The following is a 21,035-nucleotide window of genomic DNA, read 5'->3' on the forward strand; positions in this document are numbered from 1 at the left end:
CGCGACCTCCACCCGTCCGTGCCGGCGGTACTCCCGCCAGAACACATCCTCGAAACGACGAGCCACCTTCAACGTCACAACACACCTCCGCAGGTCGTGTTGCACTCACCCCTTGAAGTCGCCGGCCGGATCCTCTGCGTGTTGCCCGATCTCGACGTGCGGAGGAGTCGGCCGCTCCCCGAGTCCACCGCCGACGACCTTCGGCGGCGGGTTCGGCGGTGTCCCCGGTCGCGGGCATACTGGACGTTCGTGTCCGCAGACCCCGTGACCAGCCCCGACGCCCGCGTGCGCATCCCCCGGGAGATCTGGGTCCTCATCGCCTCCGCGTTCGTCATCGCGCTCGGCTTCGGGCTCATCACCCCGGTCCTGCCCCAGTTCGCCCAGAGCTTCGGCGTCGGCGCCACCGCGAGCAGCATCGTCGTCAGCGCCTTCGCCTTCATGCGGCTGTGCTTCGCGCCCGCCGGCGGCCGGCTCATCGCCCGGCTCGGCGAGCGGCCGATCTACCTCAGCGGCCTCGTCATCGTCGCGCTGTCCACCGGGGCGACGGCGTTCGCCGGCAGCTACTGGCAGCTGCTCGTCTTCCGCGGTCTCGGCGGCATCGGCTCGGTGATGTTCACCGTCTCCGCGATGGCGCTCATCGTCCGGCTCGCCCCGCCGTCGGTCCGGGCCCGGGTGTCGTCGGTCTACGCGTCCGCCTTCCTCATCGGCGGGGTGGGTGGCCCGGCGGTCGGCGGGCTCCTCGGCGGCCTCGGGTTGCGGGTCCCGTTCATCGTCTACGCCGTCGCGCTGCTGCTCGCCGCGACGATCGTCTTCGTCTTCCTCAAGGACGCCTCGCTGCGCCCCAAGCCGGGCGACCCCGTGCTGCCCGTCATGACCGTCCGCGACGGCTGGGCCGACTCGGCCTACCGCGCCGCCGTCGCGTCCGGCTTCACGAACGGCTGGGCCAACTTCGGGGTCCGCAACGCGATCCTCCCGTTGTTCGCCGCCGCCGTCATCGTCGACAGCAGCCTCGACCAGTCGACGCGCGAGACCCAGCAGGCGCTCGTCGCGGGGGCGGCCCTCGCCGTCTTCGCGGCCGGCAACGCCGTCGGCCTCACCTTCGCGGGCCGCACGTCCGACAAGGTCGGCCGCAAGCCGTACGTCATCGGCGGTCTCGTCGTCTCCGGCGTCGCGACGGCGGCCACCGGGCTCGCGACGAACCTGCCGACGCTCATCGTCCTGTCGGTCGTCGCGGGGCTCGGCGCGGGCTCGCTCAACCCCGCGCAGCAGGCGGCGCTCGCCGACATCGTCGGGCGGGAGCGCAACGGTGGTCCGGCGCTGGCGGCGTTCCAGATGTCGATGGACACCGGGGCGATCATCGGGCCGGTCGTCGCCGGGATGCTCGTCGACCGCGGCAGCTACTCGCTCGCCTTCGCCCTCACCGGACTCATCACCGTGCTCGCCGTCCTGCCCTGGCTGCGCGCCCGGGAGACGCATCCGGTCCGCGAGAGGGTCCCCGACCCCGCGTGAGGGAACCGGGAGTCCCGGACGGGCGTTGACGGTCAGCCGCCTCGCCCGACGTCACGGAGGACCCCATCAGCCCGACCGCCGCCCTCGACGCGCTCGACGCCCAGATCGCCACCCTGCTGGACCGGGGGTACCCCGCCCTCGCCGAGGAGTCGCCGGCGCGGTTCCGCGACCTTCTGGAGCCACTACGCCAGGTCGCGGCCGGTCTCGAAGACCTGCCGCACGCCTCCCCGGGATGCGCCCCGCTCGTCCTCGTCGTCACCCGCGAGATCGTCGACCCCGAGCAGGCGGTCCCGATGCTCCGGCTCGCCCCGCGTGGGACGCGGCCGGGGGTCGTGGACCGCAACCATGGCGAGAAGGGGCTGGCGCCGTACCGGCCGACCGAGCACGTGCGGCTGCCGCGTCCCGATGCCTACCTGCTCCTGGACGTCGACCGGGGCGAGGAGTTCCGTGACGTCCGACCGGAGGACGCGCTGCCGACGATCCTCGCGCGCGGACGCAGTCCGCTCACGATCGAGGAGGGGGTCGCCGTCGTCACGCACGCCCCCGGGTTGCTCGAGAAGAACCGCTGCTTCATGCTCTCCGGCTCGCGACGGGGGGACCGGCGCGTCCCGGCGATGTGGATCAGCGCCGGCGCGCCCAAGCTCGGCTGGTGCTGGGACGGCAACCCGCACTCCTGGCTCGGCGTCGCGTCGGCCGGGTCGCGCGTCGCCTGACGACGAGGGATCTCGCCGGGTCGGTGCGCGCGCGCCGCGTCCGTGCGCCATGGGACGCCGACCGGTCGAGGTGGCACCGACCCAGCGATATCGCCCCGACTCAGCGATACCGCCCCGACCCAGCGAGGTCGCAGGACGCGGGCCGCGCGAGGGCCCGGCGGGTCACCAGCTGGTCTCGACGCAGCTGCGGGTCCCACGCGGCTCGACCTGGATCGTCGCGTGCTCGATGCCGAACTCCGTGCGCAGCGTCGCCGACGCGTCGCGCAGGACCGCGCCGGGATCGGCCCCGTCGGCGCACACGAGGTGGGCGGTCGCGACGTGCATCCCGGACGTGAGCGTCCACAGGTGCAGGTCGTGGACGTCGACGACGTCCGGCACGTCGCCCAGGGCGCGCTCGGCGTCGCCCGGGTGGATGCCCGGCGGGGCGTGCTGCCCCAGCACGGCGAGCGCCTCCCGGCCGAGGAGCACGGCGCGGAAAGCGACGAAGGCGGCGATGGCGAGGGCGACCCCGGTGTCCCAGGCCGCCTCGCCGGTCGTCGCGACGAGCACTCCGGCGACGACGACCCCGACGGACCCGACGGTGTCGGCGACGACCTCGAGGTAGGCGCCCTTGACGTTGATGCTCTCGGCCGCGCCGCCGCGCAGGAGGACCAGCGCGACGAGGTTGACGACGAGCCCCAGTCCGCCGACGAGGAGCATCGCCCCCGTCGCGACCTGCGGCTCGCTCCCGACCCGGGCGAGGGCCTCGAGCACGATGTAGACCGACACCCCGAGCATGAGGAGCACCGCGAGGCCCGAGGCGAAGACCTCCGCGCGGTAGGAGCCGAAGGTGCGCCGGCCGGTCGTGTCGGGCCGGGTCGCGATCCTGGTCGCGACGAGCGCGGCGCCGAGCGCGACGACGTCGGCCGCCATGTGCCCGGCGTCGCTCAGCAGGGCGAGCGAGCCGCTGACGAGCCCGGCGACGAGCTCGACGACGAAGAAGGTCGCGACGAGGCCGAACGCCAGCCGCAGCCGCCAGCGGTGAGCGGTGCCGGCGTGGCCGGTCGGACCGCCCGCGGCGGGGCCGTGGTGGTGGCCGCCCATGGGTCCTCCTCGAGGCGTCCGGGGACTCACGTCGTGCCGACGCTACTCGCCGCGTTAGCGTGCCGCCGTGACCGCCCCGCTGACCGATGCCGAACACCGCGTCCTCGACGCCCTCGACGAGGACGAGACCGTCGAGACCCTCGCCGACCTCGTCCGCGTGCCGAGCGTGACCGGGACCGCCGCCGAGAGCGAGGCCCAGCACCTGCTCTCCACGTGGTACCGCGACGCCGGTCTCGAGGTGGACCTGTGGGCCGAGGACCTCGAGGACCTCTACGCCGAGCCGGGCTTCCCGGGCATCGAGGCTCCCCGCGACGAGGCGTGGGGTCTCGTCGGCACGACCCCCGGGAGCGGAACCCCGGCGCTCGTGCTCAACGGGCACGTCGACGTCGTCCCCGTCGGGGACCTCTGGTCCTGGTCCCACGACCCGTTCGTCGCGGCGGTCGAGGGCGGGCGGCTGCACGGGCGCGGGTCGTGCGACATGAAGGCCGGCCTCGTCGCCAACCTCGCCGTCGCCCGCGCGCTGCACCGCTCCGGCGTGCGCACTGAGCGGCGGCTGGCGCTGCACAGCGTCGTCGGCGAGGAGGACGGCGGCCTCGGCGCGTACGCGACGCTGCGACGCGGCCACTCCGGCGACGCGGTCGTCATCAGCGAGCCGACGAGCGGCCGGCTGCTCACGGCGAACGCCGGCGCGCTCACCTTCCGGCTCGAGGTGCCGGGGCGGGCGACGCACGGCAGCACCCGGCTCGAGGGGCAGTCCGCCGTCGAGTCGTTCATGGTCGTCCACGAGGCGGTCCGGGCGCTCGAGGCACGGCGCAACGTCGACCCCGACCCGCTGTTCGACGGCAACGACCTGCCGTACGCCATCACGATCGGCACGGTGCGCGCCGGTGACTGGGCAAGCAGCGTCCCGGACCTGCTCGTCGCCGAGGGCCGGCTCGGGGTGGCGCTCGGGGAGTCCACGCGGGCGGCCCAGGTGGAGTTCGAGCGGGCGGTCGCCGAGAGCGCCGTCGGCGACCCGTGGCTGGCCGAGCACCCCCCGCGCGTGACCTGGCCGGGCGGACGGTTCGCGTCGGGCCGCCTCCCCGAGGGCCACCCCCTCGCGGGCGAGGTCGCGGACGCCGTCGAGGCGGCCGGGGGTGCCCGGCCCGGCACCGGCGCGGCGCCGTACGGCTCGGACCTGCGGCTGTACGCCGGCGAGGGCGTGCCGACCCTGCAGTACGGCCCCGGCGACGTCCGGCTCGCGCACTCGACGCGGGAGAGCGTCCCGCTCGAGGAGGTGCACGCCGTGGCCCGCACGCTCGCCGTCCTCGCGGCCCGCCGCCTCGGCGCGCACTGACGGGCGTCGACGGCCGACGCACCGCCCCGGACCGACCGTGGGAGGGCCGACCACGCCGTGACGTGGTCGGCCCTCCCACGGGTCGTCCCGATGTCAGTCCGCGGAGATCTGCACCCGCATGTCGCCGCGACCGGTGTGCATGTCCCACAGCCGGTCGGCGAGGACGGCGGGGTCCTTCTCGGCGTCGCCCTCGAGGATCTGGCCGCCGATGACGAGCTGCCCGACGTGGATGCCCTCGTCCTTCAGCTCGTCGTGCAGCAGCGTGACGTACGCGCCGAGCCCCGCGAAGGCGACGGACGTCCCGGTGACGGTGCGACCCGGTGTCACGGCGGACCCGCCGTTGACGAAGAGGATCGACGGGTTCGCGTCCTCGGGGAGGAAGCGCATGCCCGGGAGCACCTGCTGGACCGCGGCCACGGGCCCGTAGATCGAGAACTCGACGGGGCCGACGAGGTCCTCCGGCCGGGTCTCCAGGACCGGGCGCATGAAGTCCTTCTGCGGCAGCGGGCTGTACTGCAGGACCTCGATCGGGCCGAGCTCCTCGGTGACCCGCTCGAGCGTCGTGCGCAGCGACGAGGGGTCGCGCACGTCCGCGGTGTAGCCCCGGGCGGTCACTCCGTCCGCCTGCAGCTGCGACGCGAGGGCGTCGACCCGGCCCTGGTGCCGGGACACGAGGGCGACGGTGAAGCCCTCCCGGCCGAAACGACGGGCGACGGCGGCGCCGAGCCCCTGACCTGCTCCGATGATGGCGAGTGTCGTCATGTCCGGGCCAACCCCGTCGACCCCGGGTCTCTTCCCCGCCGGGGCCCGGTCCGTCCGTCGGGAGGCCCCCGGAGCGTGCTCGACGGGGGTGGGAGACTGGGGGGATGAGCGACGCCGAGGTGACCATCGACGGACTTCCGGAACCCTTCACCGCCAGAGGACCCGAGGCCGACGACGGACCCCAGGTGACGGCCCTGCTCGCCGCCCATCAGGAGGCCGCCAAGGGCAGCTCCTCCGCCGACGTCGAGGCCGTGCTCGGACAGCTCGTCGGGCTCGGCTCCTGGACCCGCCGTCAGGCGCTCGTCGAGGACGGCGACGGCCGCGTCGTCGGGTGGGTGTCGGTCCACGACCGTGCGGCGGGCCGGACGCTCGTCGAGGTGACGGTCTCACCCGCCCTGCCCCGCGCCACCGCCGACGCCGTCGCCTCCGCGCTCTTCGACGCCGTCGACCGCTACGCGCACGAGATCGCCTCGCTGCGCTCGCTCGACACCACCCTCCTGGACTCCGGCTGCTACGCCGACGACCTGCGGCAGCAGGAGTTCCTCACCGCGGCCGGCTACCGGCACACCCGCACCTGGCTGCAGATGACCCGCCCGGTCCTGCCCCAGGAGGCCACGTCCCTGCCGTCCCCGAAGCCCGGGGTCGTCGTCCGCTCGCTCGACCGACACGACGACAACGGCCTGCCCGTGGCCCAGGACCTCCAGGCCGTCCACCGCGTCCTCGAGGAGTCCTTCCAGGACCACTTCAGCTCCTACCCCGAGAGCTTCCCCGAGTTCGTCGCCCGGCTGCGCGAGGACCCGGGGCACCGGTGGGACCACTGGTGGCTCGCCACGGTCGAGACCGAGCACGGCGTCGAGCCCGCCGGCGCGGTCGTGGCGTCGGTCCTCGGCCCGGACGCCTCCGGCCGCGAGGGCAGCTACGTCGACTACATCGGCGTGCACCGGCGGGCCCGGGGGAAGGGTGTCGCCAAGGCACTGCTACGGGCGGTCATCGCCGACAGCGCACGCCGGGGCAACAGCCGGGTCGGCCTCGAGGTCGACGACGACTCCCCGACCCGCGCGGACGCCCTCTACCTCGACCTCGGTTGGGTCACGGACTACAAGACCCAGTCCTGGCACCGGGACCTCGCGATCTGAGACCGCGCCCGGTCCGACCGGGCCGGGCTCAGCGCCAGACGTCGACGACGAGCCGGGTCGGCTCCTCCAGGACGAGCACCCGGAACGGCCGCTCCTCGCCGGTGACGCCGACGAAGGTCTCGCCGTACCCCTCGAACCCGCCCCAGATCGGCTCGGCGGAGGCGACGACGGTGCCGTCGAGCCGGCCGGCCCCCGGGGCCTGCGGCTGCGGCTGGGAGTCGGTCGGGATCTCGACGGTCGAGGCCCGGACGGACAGGTAGGCGTCCCCGGGGACCTCCACCGTGTTCCCGGAGCCGCTCTGGACCGGCTCGTCGACCCACTCGACCTGGTAGGTCGGCAGCCCGGACCCGGAGAACTCGTAGACGACGCGGTCGTAGCCCTCGTGCCGCCCGACGCGGACGGCGGTCCCGACGCCGACCCGCGGGCCGAGCTCCGGCCAGGAGTCGGACGCCTGCTCCTCGGTGCCGAAGCCCTCCGGCACCTCGAGCGAGGGGGAGGGGGAGGCCGACGGCGACGCCGACTCCGTGTCGGACGCGGACGGGGACGGGCTCGCGCTGCTGCCCGTCGGTGCGGGGTCGGTGGTCGAGGCAAGGTCCTCGTCGCCGTCCCCGCACCCGGCGGTCACGGCGAGCACGAGGGCGGCGCCGACGACGGCGGTCGTCCGGCGGCGCCTGCTGGGTCCGGTCATGGGTGCTCCTTCCACGGGTCGATTGTCGCGCGCCCCGGTCTCCTCACGTCGGACGACGCTCCGACCGGTGTCGTTCCGAGACCTTCGACGCCCGACCGGGCCGCGGGAACAGCACGGCCCGGATGTGGTTGAAGATTGCATGACCAGTGAGACGCCCTCCTCGGCCCCCGACCTCCTCGACCCGCTCGACACCCCCCTCGGGCGCCTGCCCAACCGCCTCGTCATGGCGCCCCTGACCCGCAACCGCGCCACGGGCACCGTGCCGGGCGACCTGCAGGTCGAGTACTACCGGCAGCGTGCCTCGGCGGGGCTCATCGTCACCGAGGGCAGCCAGCCGACCGCCGTCGGCCAGGGTTACCTCGACACCCCCGGGGTGCACAGCCCCGAGCAGCTGGCCGGCTGGCGCCGGGTCGCCGACGCCGTGCACGCCGAGGGCGGGCGCATCGTCGTCCAGCTGATGCACGCGGGCCGGGTGGCCCACCCGGACAACAAGGACGGCCTGGAGTCGGTCGCCCCGAGCGCCATCGCCGCGCCGGGTGAGATGGTGACGGCGCAGGGGCCGAAGCCGCACCCGGTCCCCCGGGCGTTGGAGACCGACGAGGTCGAGCAGGCCGTCGAGGGCTTCGTCACCGCCGCCCGGAACGCCGTCGACGCCGGTCTCGACGGCGTCGAGGTCCACGGGGCCAACGGCTACCTCGTCCACCAGTTCCTCGCCCCGAGCAGCAACACCCGCACCGACGCGTGGGGCGGCAGCCCGCAGGCCCGCGCCCGCTTCGGGATCGAGGTCGTCCGCCGGGTCGCCGAGGCGATCGGCGCCGAGCGGGTCGGGCTGCGGATCTCCCCGTCGCACGACATCCAGGGCGTGATCGAGGACGACGTCGCCGAGACCGAGGCGACCTACCTCGCGTTCCTCGAGGGCATCGCCGACCTCGACCTCGCGTACCTGTCGGTCCTCGCCGACCCGCAGGCGCCGCTCGTGCGGACGCTGCGCGGCGCGTTCGACGGTCCGCTGTTCCTCAACTCCGGCTTCGCCGAGGTGACGACCCGGGAGAACGCCCAGGAGGTGCTCGACGCCGGGCTCGCCGACGCCGTCGTCGTCGGTCGGCCGTTCCTCGCCAACCCGGACCTGCCGCGACGCTGGGCCGAGGGGATCGACCTCAACGAGCCCGACCCGTCGACGTTCTACGGCGGTGGCGCCGAGGGTTACACGGACTACCCGGCCGCCTGAGCGCGGCGTCCGGACCCCGGGGGCGGGCGTATCCTGCGGCCATGGGTCGACGGGTGGCGCTCGCCCTCGGGGCGGGGGGTGCGCGGGGGTACGCGCACATCGGGGCGATCCAGGTGCTGCGCGAGCGCGGTCACGAGGTCGTCGCCGTCGCCGGGACCTCGATGGGGGCGCTCGTCGGCGGGCTGGCGGCCGCCGAGCGGCTCGACGCCTACACCGAGTGGGTCACGGGCCTCAGCCAGTTCGACGTGTGGCGGCTGCTCGACATGAACGTCGGCGGCGGAGGGGCCATCCGCGCCGAGCGGGTCTTCAGCCGGGTGGGCGAGATCCTCGAGGGCCGCCTCATCGAGGACTGCGCCATCCCGTTCACCGCGGTCGCGACCGACCTCGACCACCGCCGCGAGGTGTGGTTCCAGCGCGGGCCGATGGCGACCGCGATCCGCGCCTCCGTCGCCATCCCCAGCCTCGTGACACCGATCGTCGTCGACGGCCGCCTGCTCGTCGACGGCGGGCTGATGAACCCGGTCCCCATCGAGCCGACCGCCGCGGCGCCCTCCGACCTCACCGTCGCCGTGTCGCTCCAGGGCGGGCACCGGCACGGGGTCCTGCGGGAGCACGCCTCGCCGGTCCGGACGGCGAGCGGCATCGTCGGGCCGGTCCGGGCGCTCACCCACCGGCTGGCCGCGCGCCGGGCGGGCGCCGTCGCCGAGGGCGCCGCCGAGACCGACGTGGGCGCCGCGGGGTCCCCGGAGACGCCGGAGGCCCCGGACCACACGCCGGCGCCGAAGGACCTCCAGTCCGCCGAGATCTTCAACCGCTCGTTCGACACGATGGCGGCCCTCATCACTAGGTACCGGATGGCGAGCAACCCGCCGGACGTGCTCGTCACGGTGCCGACGGACGCGTGCCGGACGATGGACTTCCACCGCGCCGCCGAGATGATCGCCCTCGGCCGCGAGCTCACCGAGAAGGCCCTCGATGACGCGGGGGTCTGAATGACGGGCGCCGAGGGGCTCGCCGACCTGGCCGCCGGGCTCGCGTCCGGTCGGGGCCGGGCGCTGCTCGGGGTCGCCGGGGTCCCCGGGGCCGGGAAGTCGACGCTCGCCGCCGCCCTCGTCGCCAGGCTGTGCGCCCGGCACGGGGACGCGTGGGCGGTGCAGGTGCCGATGGACGGGTTCCACCTGGCCGACGTCCAGCTCGACCGGCTGGGGCGGCGGGACCGCAAGGGGGCGCCGGACACCTTCGACGCCCTCGGCTACGCGGCGCTGCTGCGCCGGCTGCGCGAGGACGTCGAGGACGACGTGTACGCGCCCGGGTTCGAGCGGGACCTCGAGCAGCCGATCGCCGGCGCCGTCGTCGTCCCGGCCGGGGCCCGGGTCGTCGTCACCGAGGGCAACTACCTGCTCCTGGACCGGCCGGAGTGGCGCGTGGCCCGGGAGGCGCTCGACGAGGTGTGGTTCGTCGACGAGGACCGCGACGTCTGGTGGGACCGGCTGCTCGCCCGGCACGTCGCCTTCGGCAAGGACCCGGACGAGGCGCGGGCCTGGATGGCCGCGGTCGACGAGCCGAACGCCGACGCCGTCCGCGAAGGGGCGGACCGGGCCGACCGTCGGGTCGTCGCCGTCGACGGCGGCTGGCGCCTCTGACCCCACGTCGCACCGGTGCGCGGCCGTCCCGGTGGTCGAGAGGCCACGACATGTCGGGCGAGCGATCGGCGTCACGGCGCGTCGCGGCCCCTCGACCGGGGCTTGGGACGACGCCCCCGCGTCCGGCGCACGAGCGGAAGGGCCGTCGCCGACAGCGCGAGCAGGACGAGCAGCAGGGCGCGGCCGGGGGCGAGCCGTTCCTGGGTGAGCCCGACGACGAGGACGACTCCGACGACGACCGCGCCGACGAGGACGACGAGCCACGGTGGCAGGTGACGGAGGGGGACGCGGCGCACGACGCCGACGCTACGCCCGAGGGGCGACCGGGCCTGTGCGCCGCGGGCGACCCGGCCGCTGCCCGGCTAGCGTCGGGGGATGCGCTCCCCGATCCTCGACTACCTCGACGCGATCTTCGAGGGGACCGCGCACGTCACGAGCGGCGCGACGGCCGACTACATCCCGGACCTCGCGGCGGCCGACCCCGACCGTGCGGCCGTCGCCCTGTGCACCGTCAACGGCACGGTCTACGCCTCGGGCGACGCCGACCACCGGTTCAGCATCCAGTCGATGAGCAAGCCGTTCGCCTACGCCCTCGCCCTCGAGGAGCACGGGGTCGCCCGGGTGCTCGAGCACGTCGGGGTCGAGCCGAGCGGCGAGGCCTTCAACGAGCTGTCCCTGGACCGGGAGACGGGCCGCCCGCTCAACCCGATGATCAACGCCGGGGCGATCGCGACGCACGCCCTCGTCGCGCAGGACGAGGACGACGGCGTCGACCGGGTCCTGCGGTTCTTCTCCACGCTCACCGGCCGCGACGTCGAGGTCGACGAGTCGGTGGCCGCCTCCGAGATGTCGACGGCGTCGCGCAACCTCGGGCTCGCCTACCTCCTCGAGGCGACCGGTGGTCTTGCCCGGCACCCCCGCGCCGCCGTCGAGGGCTACGTCAGGCAGTGCGCCGCGTCGGTCGACGTGCGGGACCTCGCGCTCATGGCCGCGACGCTCGCCAACGGCGGGGTGCAGCCGCAGACCGGCGAGCAGGTGGTGTGCCGGGAGACCACCCGGCAGGTGCTGAGCGTCATGGCCTCGTGCGGCATGTACGACGCGGCGGGGGACTGGTTCACCGCCGTCGGCATCCCCGCGAAGAGCGGGGTCGCCGGGGGGATCATCGGCGTCCTGCCCGGCCAGGTCGGGCTCGCCGTGTTCTCGCCCCGGCTCGACGCGCACGGCAACAGCGCCCGCGGCGTCGCGATGATGGAGCGGATGAGCGACGACATGGGGCTGCACCTCATGGAGGCCGGCCGGCCCTCGCGCTCCGCCCTGCGCGAGCGGCAGTCCGTGACCGTCGACGGCGAGCCGGCGACGGTCTACGTCCTCCAGGGCGACATCGTCCTCAGCAGCATCGAGGCCCTGACCGTCGAGCTCGTCGAGAATCCCCCGCCGACGACCCTCGTCGTCTTCGACATGAGCCGCGTCGACGAGGTGCGGCCCGTCACCTGGCGGGTGTCGGCGGAGAACGCGACGAAGCTCGCCGACGACGGGCACCGCATCGTCGTCGTCGACCCGGACGGGACGATCGAGGAGTTCGCCGACGCGCGGGGTCGGCAGGTCGAGCGGTGGTCGCCCGACCGGCTGCGCGCCGCGCTGGCCTGACCTGCGGCGCGCTCAGTCGGCGCCGGCGGTGAACACCTGGCCGTTCGCGGGCAGCCCGTCGACGATGTCGGTGGACACCGGGCCCCGCGCCCACGTCGGATCGGCGTCCCCCGGGTCCTGGCGGATGTCGGTCCACCGGAACGGCAGGCCCGCGGCGGCCGTCGGCCGGGGGTGGTCCATGAGCTGGACGTGCAGGTGCGGCTCGCTCGTGTTGCCCGAGTTGCCGACCTCGCCGAGCCGCGCACCGGACGGGACCGTGTCGCCCGGGCGGACCGTCGCCGAGCCCCGGCGCAGGTGGGCGGAGAGCGAGAAGACGCCGTCCCCGTGGTCGATGACGACGTGGTTGCCGACGACGAACCGGGCGCCGTCGATCTCGCGGACGAACCCCTCGACCGTGAGCATGAAGGCGATGCCGGGCCACGTCGACCGGGCGCGGTGGTCCCGGAGGCCCGAGGTCACCGCGACGACGGTGCCGGCCGCGACCGCGGTCACCGGCTCGCCGAAGCTCGTGTACTCCTCCGCTCGGCGCTGACGCAGGCCCCAGCCGACCGCACCGGCGGCATCGTCCGCCCGCGGGTGGGCGATGTCGACGGCGAACGCCTGGCCGTAGGCGCGCACGCCGTGGCTCGGCACGGAGGTCCCGGGGGAGTTCAGGGCCGCCCACCGGCCCCGGACCGGCGCCCGGACGGCGACCGGTCGGGCGTCGTCCCGCCGGGGTGGGCGAACCGTCGAGAGGCCGATCAGGGCCACGAGCACCGTCCAGTGGCCCCACCACGGGACCGGCACGACGGTCACGAGCGGGATGGCGACGAGGAACGACCGCAGCCACCACGTCTGCAGGGGGGCGACGAGCCGACGGACCCGGGTCATCGCCGGGCCCCCAGGACGGCGGTGAGCAGCGGCACGACCCGCTCGACGGGGACCTCGTGCTCCCCGCCGCGCCGGGCGCGCAGCCAGCCGGCGCCGACGAGCTGTCGCAGGTGGTGGTAGACCTGCCCGGTCGTGCCCAGGTCCTCGAGTGCGGCGAGGTCTCGGGCCGTCGACACCCCGCGCAGCACCTCCTGGAGGATCCGCAGCCGGGCCGGGTGTCCGAGGGCGGCCAGCGCCTCGGCGGCGGTGGACCACTCGTCGTCGAGGAGGTCGTCGGCGAGGGCGCCCTCCTGCCACTGCGCCGCCCGGCCGTCGGCCGTCCCGACCGCGCCGACGATCATCACGGCGCCGCGGGAGTCCTCCGGGAGCCGGCGGTCGAGGCCGTCGAGGGCCCAGAACGTCTCGGTGTCCGCCGGTGGTCGAGGGCGCCCCGTGGGGGGCGGTGCCCCGGCGGTGTCCGGGCGCGGGTCGTCCGTGGGGGTGAGGAGGCGTTCCAGCCGGCTCACCCGTCGGTCGAGGTCGTCGAGGGAGGTCATGAGTACGAGATTACGTGATCACGGAATAACGGTCCAACGAGACGCCGTCCGCCGTCCCCCGGCGACCGGGCGAGGATGGGGCGATGCCCGAGGGTGACAGCGTCTTCCGGCTCGCCCGGAGGCTGGACCGGCAGCTCGCCGGGCGCACCGTCGCGCACACCGACCTGCGCCACCCCCGGCTCGCGACCCGCAGCGTCACCGGGCGCTCGGTCCTCGGGCACGACACCCACGGCAAGCACCTGCTGACCCGCTTCTCCGGAGCCGGTGACGCCCCGCCGGTCACCCTGCACAGCCACCTGCGGATGGACGGCGAGTGGTCGGTGACCCGCCCGGGGAAGCGGCTGCCGGCGCGGCTGATGCACGAGGTCCGGCTCGTCCTGCGGCTCGACGACGACCGGACGGTCTGGGGGCTGCGGCTGCACGACCTCGACCTCGTGCCGACCCGGGAGGAGGCCCGGCTCGTCGGGCGCCTCGGCCCCGACCCGCTGCGGGAGGACTGGGACGCCGCGGAGGCGGAGCGGCGGCTGCGGGCCGACCCGGACGTGCCGCTCGTCAGCGCCCTGCTCGACCAGCGCCGGGTCGCGGGGCTCGGCAACCTCTGGGCGAACGAGCTCGCGTTCCTCACCGGGGTGAGCCCGTGGACGCGGGTCGGGGACGTCGACGTCGGCCGGCTCGTCGAGCGGGCGGCGACGATGCTGTGGCACTCGGCGACCGTCGACGGCGCCTACCAGGTGACGACCGGGTCGTCCCGGCGCGGCGAGGACCACTGGGTCACCGGCCGGCGGCGGCAGGGCTGCCTGCGGTGCGGCGGCCCGGTCCGGGTCGTCGCCGAGGTGCCCGGCGACGCCGCGAACCGGCGCACCTGGTGGTGCCCGCACTGCCAGCCGGGCCCTGGTCCGGAGGCGCGGGTCGCCGCCTCCCGCTGACCGACGTCGAGATCGGGCAACACGCAGAAGAGGGGGACCCGCCGCCTGCGTGTTGCCCGACGTCGACGGGGCGGGTGGCAGCGCCGGTCGTGGGAATGGATCCACCCGGGGCAAGGTTGAGTCGGGTGACAGCAACTTTGGTCCGGCGGATTTGCGCAACCCGTGCCACCGGATCTACCTTGAGCGCAGAGCACTCAACTCCGCACCACCAGCACACAAGGAGCACTCACATGGCCCGTGCAGTCGGCATCGACCTCGGTACGACCAACAGCGCCGTCGCCGTCCTCGAGGGTGGCGAGCCCACGATCATCGCGAACGCCGAGGGCGGTCGCACCACTCCCTCGGTCGTCGCGTTCTCCAAGGGCGGTGAGGTGCTCGTCGGCGAGATCGCCAAGCGCCAGGCCGTGACGAACGCCGACCGCACCATCCGCTCGGTCAAGCGCCACATGGGCACCGACTGGAAGACCGAGGACATCGACGGCAAGCAGTACACCGCGCAGGAGATCAGCGCGCGCATCCTCCAGAAGCTCAAGCGCGACGCCGAGTCCTACCTCGGCGAGGACATCACCGACGCCGTCATCACCGTCCCGGCCTACTTCGACGACCACGAGCGTCAGGCGACGAAGGAGGCCGGCGAGGTCGCGGGCCTCAACGTCCTGCGCATCGTCAACGAGCCGACCGCGGCCGCCCTCGCCTACGGGCTGGAGAAGGGCAAGGAGGACGAGCAGATCCTCGTCTTCGACCTCGGTGGCGGCACCTTCGACGTCTCCCTCCTCGAGGTCGGCAAGGACCCGGAGGACGGCTTCTCCACCATCCAGGTCCGCGCCACCTCGGGTGACAACCAGCTCGGTGGCGACGACTGGGACGACCGCATCGTCCAGCACCTCCTCACGACGGTGAAGAACAGCAGCGGCGTCGACCTGTCCAAGGACAAGATCGCGATGCAGCGGCTCAAGGACGCGGCCGAGCAGGCGAAGAAGGAGCTCTCCTCCGCGAGCAGCACGAACATCGGCCTGCAGTACCTCTCGATGTCCGAGAACGGCCCGATCCACCTCGACGAGACGCTGACCCGCGCCCAGTTCGAGCAGATGACGAAGGACCTCCTCGACCGGACTCGCAAGCCGTTCGAGAACGTCATGAAGGACGCCGGCGTCTCGGTCGACCAGATCGACCACGTCGTCCTCGTCGGCGGCTCGACCCGCATGCCGGCGGTCGGCAACCTCGTCAAGGAGATGACCGGCGGCAAGGAGCCGAACAAGGGCGTCAACCCGGACGAGGTCGTCGCCCTCGGCGCCTCGCTCCAGGCCGGTGTCCTCAAGGGCGAGCGCAAGGACGTCCTCCTCATCGACGTCACGCCGCTCAGCCTCGGCATCGAGACCAAGGGCGGGCTGTTCACCAAGCTCATCGAGCGCAACACGGCGATCCCGACCAAGCGCAGCGAGGTCTTCTCGACGGCCGAGGACAACCAGCCGTCGGTGCTCATCCAGGTCTTCCAGGGCGAGCGCGAGATCGCGCAGCAGAACAAGCCGCTCGGCACCTTCGAGCTGTCCGGCATCGCGCCGGCGCCGCGCGGGGTCCCGCAGGTCGAGGTGACGTTCGACATCGACGCCAACGGCATCGTCAACGTCTCCGCGAAGGACCGGGGCACCGGCAAGGAGCAGAAGATCACCATCTCCGGCGGGTCCGCCCTGTCGAAGGAGGAGATCGAGCGCATGGTCAAGGACGCCGAGACCCACGCCGAGGAGGACAAGAAGCGGCGCGAGGAGACCGAGGCCCGCAACATGGGTGAGTCGCTCGTGTTCTCGACCGAGAAGTTCCTCTCCGAGTCCGGCGACAAGGTCTCCGACGAGCACCGCGCGCCGGTCGACGAGGCCCTCACGGCCCTCAAGGACGCGATCAAGCCCGACAGCGGCGCGTCCACCGAGGACATCCAGGCCAAGATCGACGACCTCAACACCAAGTCCCAGGAGATGGGGGCCGCGGTCTACGCGGCGGCGGCCGAGCAGGGCGAGTCGGGCGACGTGCCCGGTGACGAGCCCACCGGCGACGCGGCGACCGGCTCGGACGACGACGTCGTCGACGCCGAGGTCGTCGAGGACGAGGACGAGACCAAGGACGGCAAGGAGCAGGCGTGACCGAGCAGTCGAGGAACGACCCGGAGCGCGCCGAGGAGTCGGTGAACACCGAGGCGGTCAACGACGACCCGGCCCAGCCCGCCCCCACGGCCGACCCGGCGGCCGCGACGGACCCGTCCGTCGCGGCCCCGGGGGAGCCGGGGACGACCGAGCCCGGCCCGACCGAGGCCGTCCCGGCCGAGGAGGTCGTGGTGCCGGAGGGCGAGGACGTCCACCCGGACACCGTGCTGGCCGCCGAGCGGCTCGCCGACCTCCAGCGACTCCAGGCGGAGTACGTCAACTACAAGCGGCGGGTCGACCGCGACCGCGCCGTCGACCAGGAGCGCGCGGTGCGCGACGTCCTCGGCTCCCTCCTCGGGACGCTCGACGACATCCACGCCGCCCGTCAGCACGGCGACCTCACGGGACCGTTCTCCGCCATCGCCGACAAGCTCGAGACCGCCCTCGGGCGCTACGGCCTCGAGCGGTTCGGCGACAAGGGCGAGGCGTTCGACCCCCAGCAGCACGAGGCCCTCATGCACGCGCCGTGGCCGGAGGACGACGACGAGCTGCCCACCGGCTCGACGTCGACGACCGTCGTCACGGTGCTCCAGCCGGGCTACCGTGCGAACGAGCACGTGCTGCGGCCCGCCCGGGTCGCGGTCGCCGACCCCGACTGACGCCGCCGCCCTCCCCCGCCCCGTCCCCCGGGGTGGGGAGGGCGACCCGACCCAGGCACCGAGAGGAGACGCCGATGGCCAGCCAGGACTGGTTCGAGAAGGACTTCTACGCCATCCTCGGCGTCCCGAAGGACGCCGACACCGCGGCGATCAAGAAGGCGTACCGCAAGCTCGCGAAGCAGTACCACCCCGACCGCAACGCCGACGACCCGAGCGCCGAGCAGCGCTTCAAGGACGTCGGCGAGGCCAACGCCGTGCTGTCCGACCCGCAGCAGCGCGAGGAGTACGACGCGGTCCGGTCGATGGCCGGTGGCGGTGCCCGCTTCCGCGCCGGGGCCGGCGGGCCCGCGGGCGACGCCGGCTTCGAGGACATCTTCAGCGCGTTCGGCGGCGGGGGCGGCGGCAGCCGCGTCCGCTTCTCCCAGGGCGGTCCGGGCGGCGGCTACGCCCAGGGCGGCGAGGACATCAACGACATCCTCGCCCAGATGTTCGGGGGTGCCGGCGGTGCCGGGCCGCGGGCCGGTGGACCCCGGGGCGGGGCCGACCCGTTCGGCGGCTTCACCTCCTCGCGCGGCCCGCGTCCGGGCGCCGACGTCCAGGCCCGCACGACGCTCGCCTTCCGCGACGCCGTCGAGGGCGCGACCGTCACCCTCAGCACCCGCGAAGGCGGCAAGGTCACCGCGAAGATCCCCGCGGGGGTCCGCGACGGCCAGAAGATCCGGCTGCGCGGCAAGGGCGCCGAGGGTGACCCCGGTGCCGCCCGCGGTGACCTCATCCTCACCGTCGCCGTCCGGAAGCACCCGGTCTTCGGGCGCTCGGGCGACGACCTCACCGTCGACCTGCCCGTGACCTTCGCCGAGGCCGCGCTCGGTGCGACCGTGAGCGTGCCGACGCTCGACGGCACCCCGGTCCGGGTCAAGGTCGCCGCCGGCACCCCGAGCGGCCGCGTCCTGCGCCTCAAGGGTCGGGGGGTGCAGACCGCGAAGGCGACCGGTGACCTGCTCGCCAAGGTGCAGGTCGTGGTCCCCCAGCGGCTCTCGGACGAGGCGCGACACGCGGTCGAGACCCTCCGTGACGCCGAGGGCGACGCCGACCCGCGTGCGACCCTGTTCGAGCAGGCCGCCACCTGACGGGAGGCAGCGCAATGGCCAGGATCGACGTCGCCGCGTTCGGCCCGGACGACGACACCCCCGTGTTCGTCATCTCCGTCGCCGCCGAGCTCGCGGGGATGCACGCCCAGACCCTGCGGCAGTACGACCGGCTCGGCCTGGTCACCCCGTCGCGGACCAAGGGCGGCGGCCGGCGCTACTCGGCCCGCGACGTCGCGCTCCTTCGGGAGGTGCAGCGGCTGTCCCAGGACGAGGGTGTGTCGCTGTCCGGCGTCGCGCGCATCCTCGAGCTCGAGAACCAGGTCGACGCCCTGCGCCGGCGGGTCGCCGAGCTCACCGACGAGGTCGACGCCCTGCGGGCAGTGCACGGCGGCTCGACCCGGGTGTTCTCGGTGAGCCCCACCGGAGACGTCTGGGCCGGCCGCCTCGGCGAGCGGCCGCGGGCCGGTCGCAGCCAGGCGCTCGTCGTGTGGAGCCCCCACCGGGGCTGACCGCGATCACCGTCCGGGGGCGGGGCTTTGGCAGGATGACCCCCGTCCGTCCCTGTCGACGCTGGAGGTACCGGTGGCCGAGGTCTTCGTCGGCGTCGACGTCGGGACCGGCAGCACGAAGGCCGTCGCCGCGACCGCCGCGGGCGACGTCGTCGCGACCGCGACCCGGAGCCACCGGGTGTCGATGCCGTGGCCGGGTCGGGCGGAGGTCGACCCCGTCGCCGTCGAGGACGAGGTCGCCCAGGTCTGCCGCGAGCTCGCCGGGGCGCTCGGCGCCCACACCGTCGTCGGGCTCTGCGTGAGCGGGATGGGGCCCTGTCTCGTCGTGACCGGCGACGACGGGGTGCCGCTGCGCCCGGCCGTCCTCTACGGCATCGACGGCCGGGCGACCGACCAGATCGTCGCGCTCACGGCGCGGCTCGGCGCCGCCGAGATCCGCCGACGGTGCGGCAAGGACCTCACGACGCAGGCCGTCGGCCCGAAGCTCGCGTGGGTGCGCCAGGAGGAGCCGGAGGTCTGGTCCCGCACGACGCGGTGGTGGGGGCTCAGCTCCTGGCTCGTCGGACGGCTCACCGGCGAGTACGTCCTCGACCACCAGACGGCCAGCCAGTGCGACCCGCTCTACGACGTCACGGCGTTCGACTGGGCCCACGACTGGGTCGAGGAGGTGACGCCCGGGACGACCCCGCCCCGGCTCGTCTGGCCGCAGGACGTGGTCGGCCGGCTCGGCGCCGAGGCGGCCGCGCGGACGGGGCTCCCCGCGGGCACCCCGGTCTCGGCCGGCACCGTCGACGCGTGGGCCGAGGCGTTCTCGGCCGGCGTGCGGGACGAACGCGACCTCATGCTCATGTACGGGTCGACGATGTTCCTCGTCCAGCCCGTCACCCGCCCCGTCGCGCACCCGGACCTGTGGCTCACCGCCGGTGTCGTCCCCGGTACCCGGACCCTCGCGGGCGGGACGGCGACGAGCGGCTCGCTCGTCCAGTGGGTCCGCGACCTCACCGGTGCCGACCTCCCAGACCTCGAGGCGGAGGCCGCCGCGGTCCCCGCCGGGGCCGAGGGCCTGCTGCTGCTGCCGTACTTCGCGGGGGAGCGGACCCCGGTCCAGGACCCCCGGGCGAGCGGGGTCGCGGTCGGTCTCACCCTGCGGCACGGGAGGGGGCACCTCATGCGCGCCGCCTGCGAGGGCATCGCGCTCGGGATCCGCCAGGTCCTCGAGCTCGTCGACCTGGGCGACGGACCCGCGGCGCCCCGCTCCCGGGTCGTCGCCGTCGGCGGAGGCACCCGCTCACGCCTGCTCACCCAGGTCGTGAGCGACGTGAGCGGACGGCCCCAGGTCGTGCCCGAGCAGGCGATCGGGGCGAGCTACGGTAGCGCGCTGCTGTCCGCGATCGGCACCGGCGCGGTCCCGCCGGACACCGACTGGGCCCGCGACGGGGTGCTCGTCGAGCCCGACGAGCGGCGCCGTGAGGTCTACGACGCGCTGTACCGGACCTTCACCGCGCTCTACGGCGACACGGTGGAACACATGCACGACCTGGCCGAGGTCGCCCGCGCTCAGGCCTGAGCGCCGGTCCGGGCGAGGAGGGCGGTGGCCGTCGGGGCGTCGGTCACGAGCTCGGTGACGTAGCGCGCCCGGACCGCGGCGAGGATGCCGGAGGTCTTGATCGCGCCGACCGCGACCCCGATCGCGTGCGGGACCCGGCGCAGGTCCTCGAGCTCCATCGCGAGCAGCCGGTCGCTGCCCGGGAAGTCGAGCGGGGTGCCGTCCTCGGTGAAGGGGCGGGAGCAGACGTCGCCGACGGCCGAGGCGAGCCCGGCGCTGCCGCCGGGGAGGACGCTCGGCAGCGACGTCCGGCTGCTCGGCGGGGCGCCGATGCCGATGACGGCGGCCGAGGCGGACGCCCACAGGTCGGTGACGCGGCGGATCGTCGCGTCGCCCCGCAGGAGGGTGGACAGCTCGGGGCCCGGCATCGCGGGGGCGTAGAGGAACTGCGGCGAGCCGCCGACGCGCGCCGCGACCTGCCGGGTGATCTCGTTCGTCTGGTAGTACTCCTCCGGCTCGTCCGACCCGCCGACGACGGGGGCGACGAGGACACCGGGCAGCGGCGTCAGGGCGTGCTGGGCGACGCCGTGGACGGTCGCCCCGGACGACACGAGGAGGGCGTCCCCGGCCCGCAGCCCGGCCGCGGCGAGCGCCTCGCCGACGGCGGGGGCGAGGACCGACCCGGTCCCCGAGGCGCCGACCGGTGGGGTCACCCAGGCGCGGGACAGGCCGAGGCGTGCCGCGAGCCGCTCGGCGAGGTCGGCGGTGACGAGCGGCTCCGGCTCGCGGACCTCGATGTGGACGATGCCGCGGGCCCGGGCCTCGGAGAGCAGCCGGCTCACCGTCGGGCGGCTCGTGCCGAGGGCGGCCGCGACCTGCGCCTGGTTCGCGTCCTCGAGGTAGTACATCCGGGCCGCCCGGTAGAGCAGGTCGGCCGGGAAGCGACCGGCCGAGGTGTCGGTGTCGGGCTCCTGCCGCGACGGCGCCATGACGGCCCTCCTCTCGTCCGGGCCGAGTA

The 21,035-nt window shown here is 74.6% G+C and carries 21 protein-coding genes; 14 read left to right on the plus strand and 7 right to left on the minus strand.

The annotated features are described in order from the left end of the window. The first annotated feature begins 249 nt into the window (after nt 1-249). Entirely contained in the window at nt 250-1,509 is a 1,260-nt protein-coding gene (locus KC207_RS14965; RefSeq protein ID WP_249138773.1) for an MFS transporter, read from the plus strand. Nucleotides 1,510-1,625: 116 nt separating this feature from the next. Further along, nucleotides 1,626-2,222, plus strand: coding sequence for a DUF5701 family protein (locus tag KC207_RS14970; protein ID WP_282958979.1), 597 nt, complete (start codon nt 1,626-1,628; stop codon nt 2,220-2,222). Nucleotides 2,223-2,384: 162 nt separating this feature from the next. On the opposite strand, the gene KC207_RS14975 is transcribed toward KC207_RS14970, so the two are convergent. After that, complete coding sequence (locus KC207_RS14975; protein ID WP_211604126.1) at nt 2,385-3,305, minus strand: cation diffusion facilitator family transporter; 921 nt, start codon at nt 3,303-3,305, stop codon at nt 2,385-2,387. Between the two features lie 67 nt (nt 3,306-3,372). On the opposite strand from KC207_RS14975, the gene KC207_RS14980 reads away from it, so the two are divergent. Next, complete coding sequence (locus KC207_RS14980) at nt 3,373-4,641, plus strand: ArgE/DapE family deacylase (RefSeq protein ID WP_249138774.1); 1,269 nt, start codon at nt 3,373-3,375, stop codon at nt 4,639-4,641. Nucleotides 4,642-4,734: 93 nt separating this feature from the next. On the opposite strand, the gene KC207_RS14985 is transcribed toward KC207_RS14980, so the two are convergent. Beyond that, nucleotides 4,735-5,403, minus strand: coding sequence for an SDR family NAD(P)-dependent oxidoreductase (locus KC207_RS14985; protein WP_211604127.1), 669 nt, complete (start codon nt 5,401-5,403; stop codon nt 4,735-4,737). A 104-nt stretch (nt 5,404-5,507) separates the two neighbouring features. On the opposite strand from KC207_RS14985, the gene KC207_RS14990 reads away from it, so the two are divergent. Then, complete coding sequence (locus tag KC207_RS14990; RefSeq protein WP_211604128.1) at nt 5,508-6,539, plus strand: GNAT family N-acetyltransferase; 1,032 nt, start codon at nt 5,508-5,510, stop codon at nt 6,537-6,539. Between the two features lie 28 nt (nt 6,540-6,567). Here the strand turns inward: KC207_RS14990 and KC207_RS14995 are convergent, their stop codons facing one another. Then, nucleotides 6,568-7,227 carry an AMIN-like domain-containing (lipo)protein gene (locus KC207_RS14995; protein WP_211604129.1) on the minus strand — a complete coding sequence of 220 codons (660 nt, stop codon included), beginning with the start codon at nt 7,225-7,227 and terminating at the stop codon, nt 6,568-6,570. A 139-nt stretch (nt 7,228-7,366) separates the two neighbouring features. Here KC207_RS14995 and KC207_RS15000 point away from each other — a divergent pair, with 139 nt between their 5' ends. From KC207_RS15000 to KC207_RS15010, 3 genes are read left to right on the plus strand one after another with little or no spacing between them, the layout of a single operon-like run. Continuing rightward, nucleotides 7,367-8,455: an alkene reductase gene (locus KC207_RS15000; RefSeq protein WP_211604130.1), complete on the plus strand. Its 1,089-nt coding sequence runs from the start codon at nt 7,367-7,369 to the stop codon at nt 8,453-8,455. 41 nt (nt 8,456-8,496) lie between these two features. Further along, on the plus strand, nt 8,497-9,447 hold the full coding sequence (locus tag KC207_RS15005) for a patatin-like phospholipase family protein (RefSeq protein WP_211604131.1): 951 nt from the start codon (nt 8,497-8,499) through the stop codon (nt 9,445-9,447). Next, entirely contained in the window at nt 9,448-10,098 is a 651-nt protein-coding gene (locus tag KC207_RS15010) for a nucleoside/nucleotide kinase family protein (protein WP_211604132.1), read from the plus strand. Between the two features lie 71 nt (nt 10,099-10,169). Here the strand turns inward: KC207_RS15010 and KC207_RS15015 are convergent, their stop codons facing one another. Beyond that, the gene (locus KC207_RS15015; RefSeq protein ID WP_211604133.1) at nt 10,170-10,394 is read right to left on the minus strand and encodes a hypothetical protein; all 225 of its coding nucleotides are present in this window, start codon (nt 10,392-10,394) and stop codon (nt 10,170-10,172) included. A gap of 79 nt (nt 10,395-10,473) precedes the next feature. On the opposite strand from KC207_RS15015, the gene KC207_RS15020 reads away from it, so the two are divergent. Continuing rightward, on the plus strand, nt 10,474-11,745 hold the full coding sequence (locus KC207_RS15020; protein ID WP_211604134.1) for a glutaminase: 1,272 nt from the start codon (nt 10,474-10,476) through the stop codon (nt 11,743-11,745). Between the two features lie 12 nt (nt 11,746-11,757). Here the strand turns inward: KC207_RS15020 and KC207_RS15025 are convergent, their stop codons facing one another. After that, nucleotides 11,758-12,615 (minus strand): M23 family metallopeptidase, encoded by an 858-nt coding sequence (locus tag KC207_RS15025; RefSeq protein WP_211604135.1) that lies wholly within the window; start codon nt 12,613-12,615, stop codon nt 11,758-11,760. Then, on the minus strand, nt 12,612-13,151 hold the full coding sequence (locus tag KC207_RS15030; RefSeq protein WP_211604136.1) for an ArsR/SmtB family transcription factor: 540 nt from the start codon (nt 13,149-13,151) through the stop codon (nt 12,612-12,614). The genes KC207_RS15025 and KC207_RS15030 overlap by 4 nt, the downstream gene beginning before the upstream one ends. An 83-nt stretch (nt 13,152-13,234) precedes the next feature. On the opposite strand from KC207_RS15030, the gene KC207_RS15035 reads away from it, so the two are divergent. The 6 genes from KC207_RS15035 to KC207_RS15060 all read left to right on the plus strand — a co-directional run bounded on the left by KC207_RS15035 (nt 13,235) and on the right by KC207_RS15060 (nt 20,038). Further along, nucleotides 13,235-14,077, plus strand: a complete 843-nt coding sequence (locus KC207_RS15035; RefSeq protein WP_211604137.1) for a DNA-formamidopyrimidine glycosylase family protein — start codon at nt 13,235-13,237, stop codon at nt 14,075-14,077. Between the two features lie 230 nt (nt 14,078-14,307). Further along, nucleotides 14,308-16,212 carry a molecular chaperone DnaK gene (dnaK, locus tag KC207_RS15040; RefSeq protein ID WP_211604138.1) on the plus strand — a complete coding sequence of 635 codons (1,905 nt, stop codon included), beginning with the start codon at nt 14,308-14,310 and terminating at the stop codon, nt 16,210-16,212. Continuing rightward, the gene (gene grpE / locus KC207_RS15045) at nt 16,209-16,871 is read left to right on the plus strand and encodes a nucleotide exchange factor GrpE (protein ID WP_211604139.1); all 663 of its coding nucleotides are present in this window, start codon (nt 16,209-16,211) and stop codon (nt 16,869-16,871) included. The genes dnaK and grpE overlap by 4 nt, the downstream gene beginning before the upstream one ends. Before the next feature lie 74 nt (nt 16,872-16,945). Then, a complete protein-coding gene (locus KC207_RS15050; protein ID WP_211604140.1) occupies nt 16,946-18,001 on the plus strand; it encodes a DnaJ C-terminal domain-containing protein in 1,056 nt (351 codons plus the stop codon). Between the two features lie 14 nt (nt 18,002-18,015). Then, nucleotides 18,016-18,471: a heat shock protein transcriptional repressor HspR gene (locus tag KC207_RS15055; RefSeq protein ID WP_211604141.1), complete on the plus strand. Its 456-nt coding sequence runs from the start codon at nt 18,016-18,018 to the stop codon at nt 18,469-18,471. Nucleotides 18,472-18,544: 73 nt separating this feature from the next. Next, entirely contained in the window at nt 18,545-20,038 is a 1,494-nt protein-coding gene (locus tag KC207_RS15060) for an FGGY-family carbohydrate kinase (protein WP_211604142.1), read from the plus strand. Here the strand turns inward: KC207_RS15060 and KC207_RS15065 are convergent. Continuing rightward, a complete protein-coding gene (locus tag KC207_RS15065; RefSeq protein ID WP_211604143.1) occupies nt 20,029-21,006 on the minus strand; it encodes a sugar-binding transcriptional regulator in 978 nt (325 codons plus the stop codon). The genes KC207_RS15060 and KC207_RS15065 overlap by 10 nt on opposite strands. Between the last annotated feature and the right edge of the window lie 29 nt (nt 21,007-21,035).

Source organism: Phycicoccus avicenniae, assembly GCF_018139485.1.
Taxonomy (GTDB): domain Bacteria; phylum Actinomycetota; class Actinomycetes; order Actinomycetales; family Dermatophilaceae; genus Phycicoccus; species Phycicoccus avicenniae.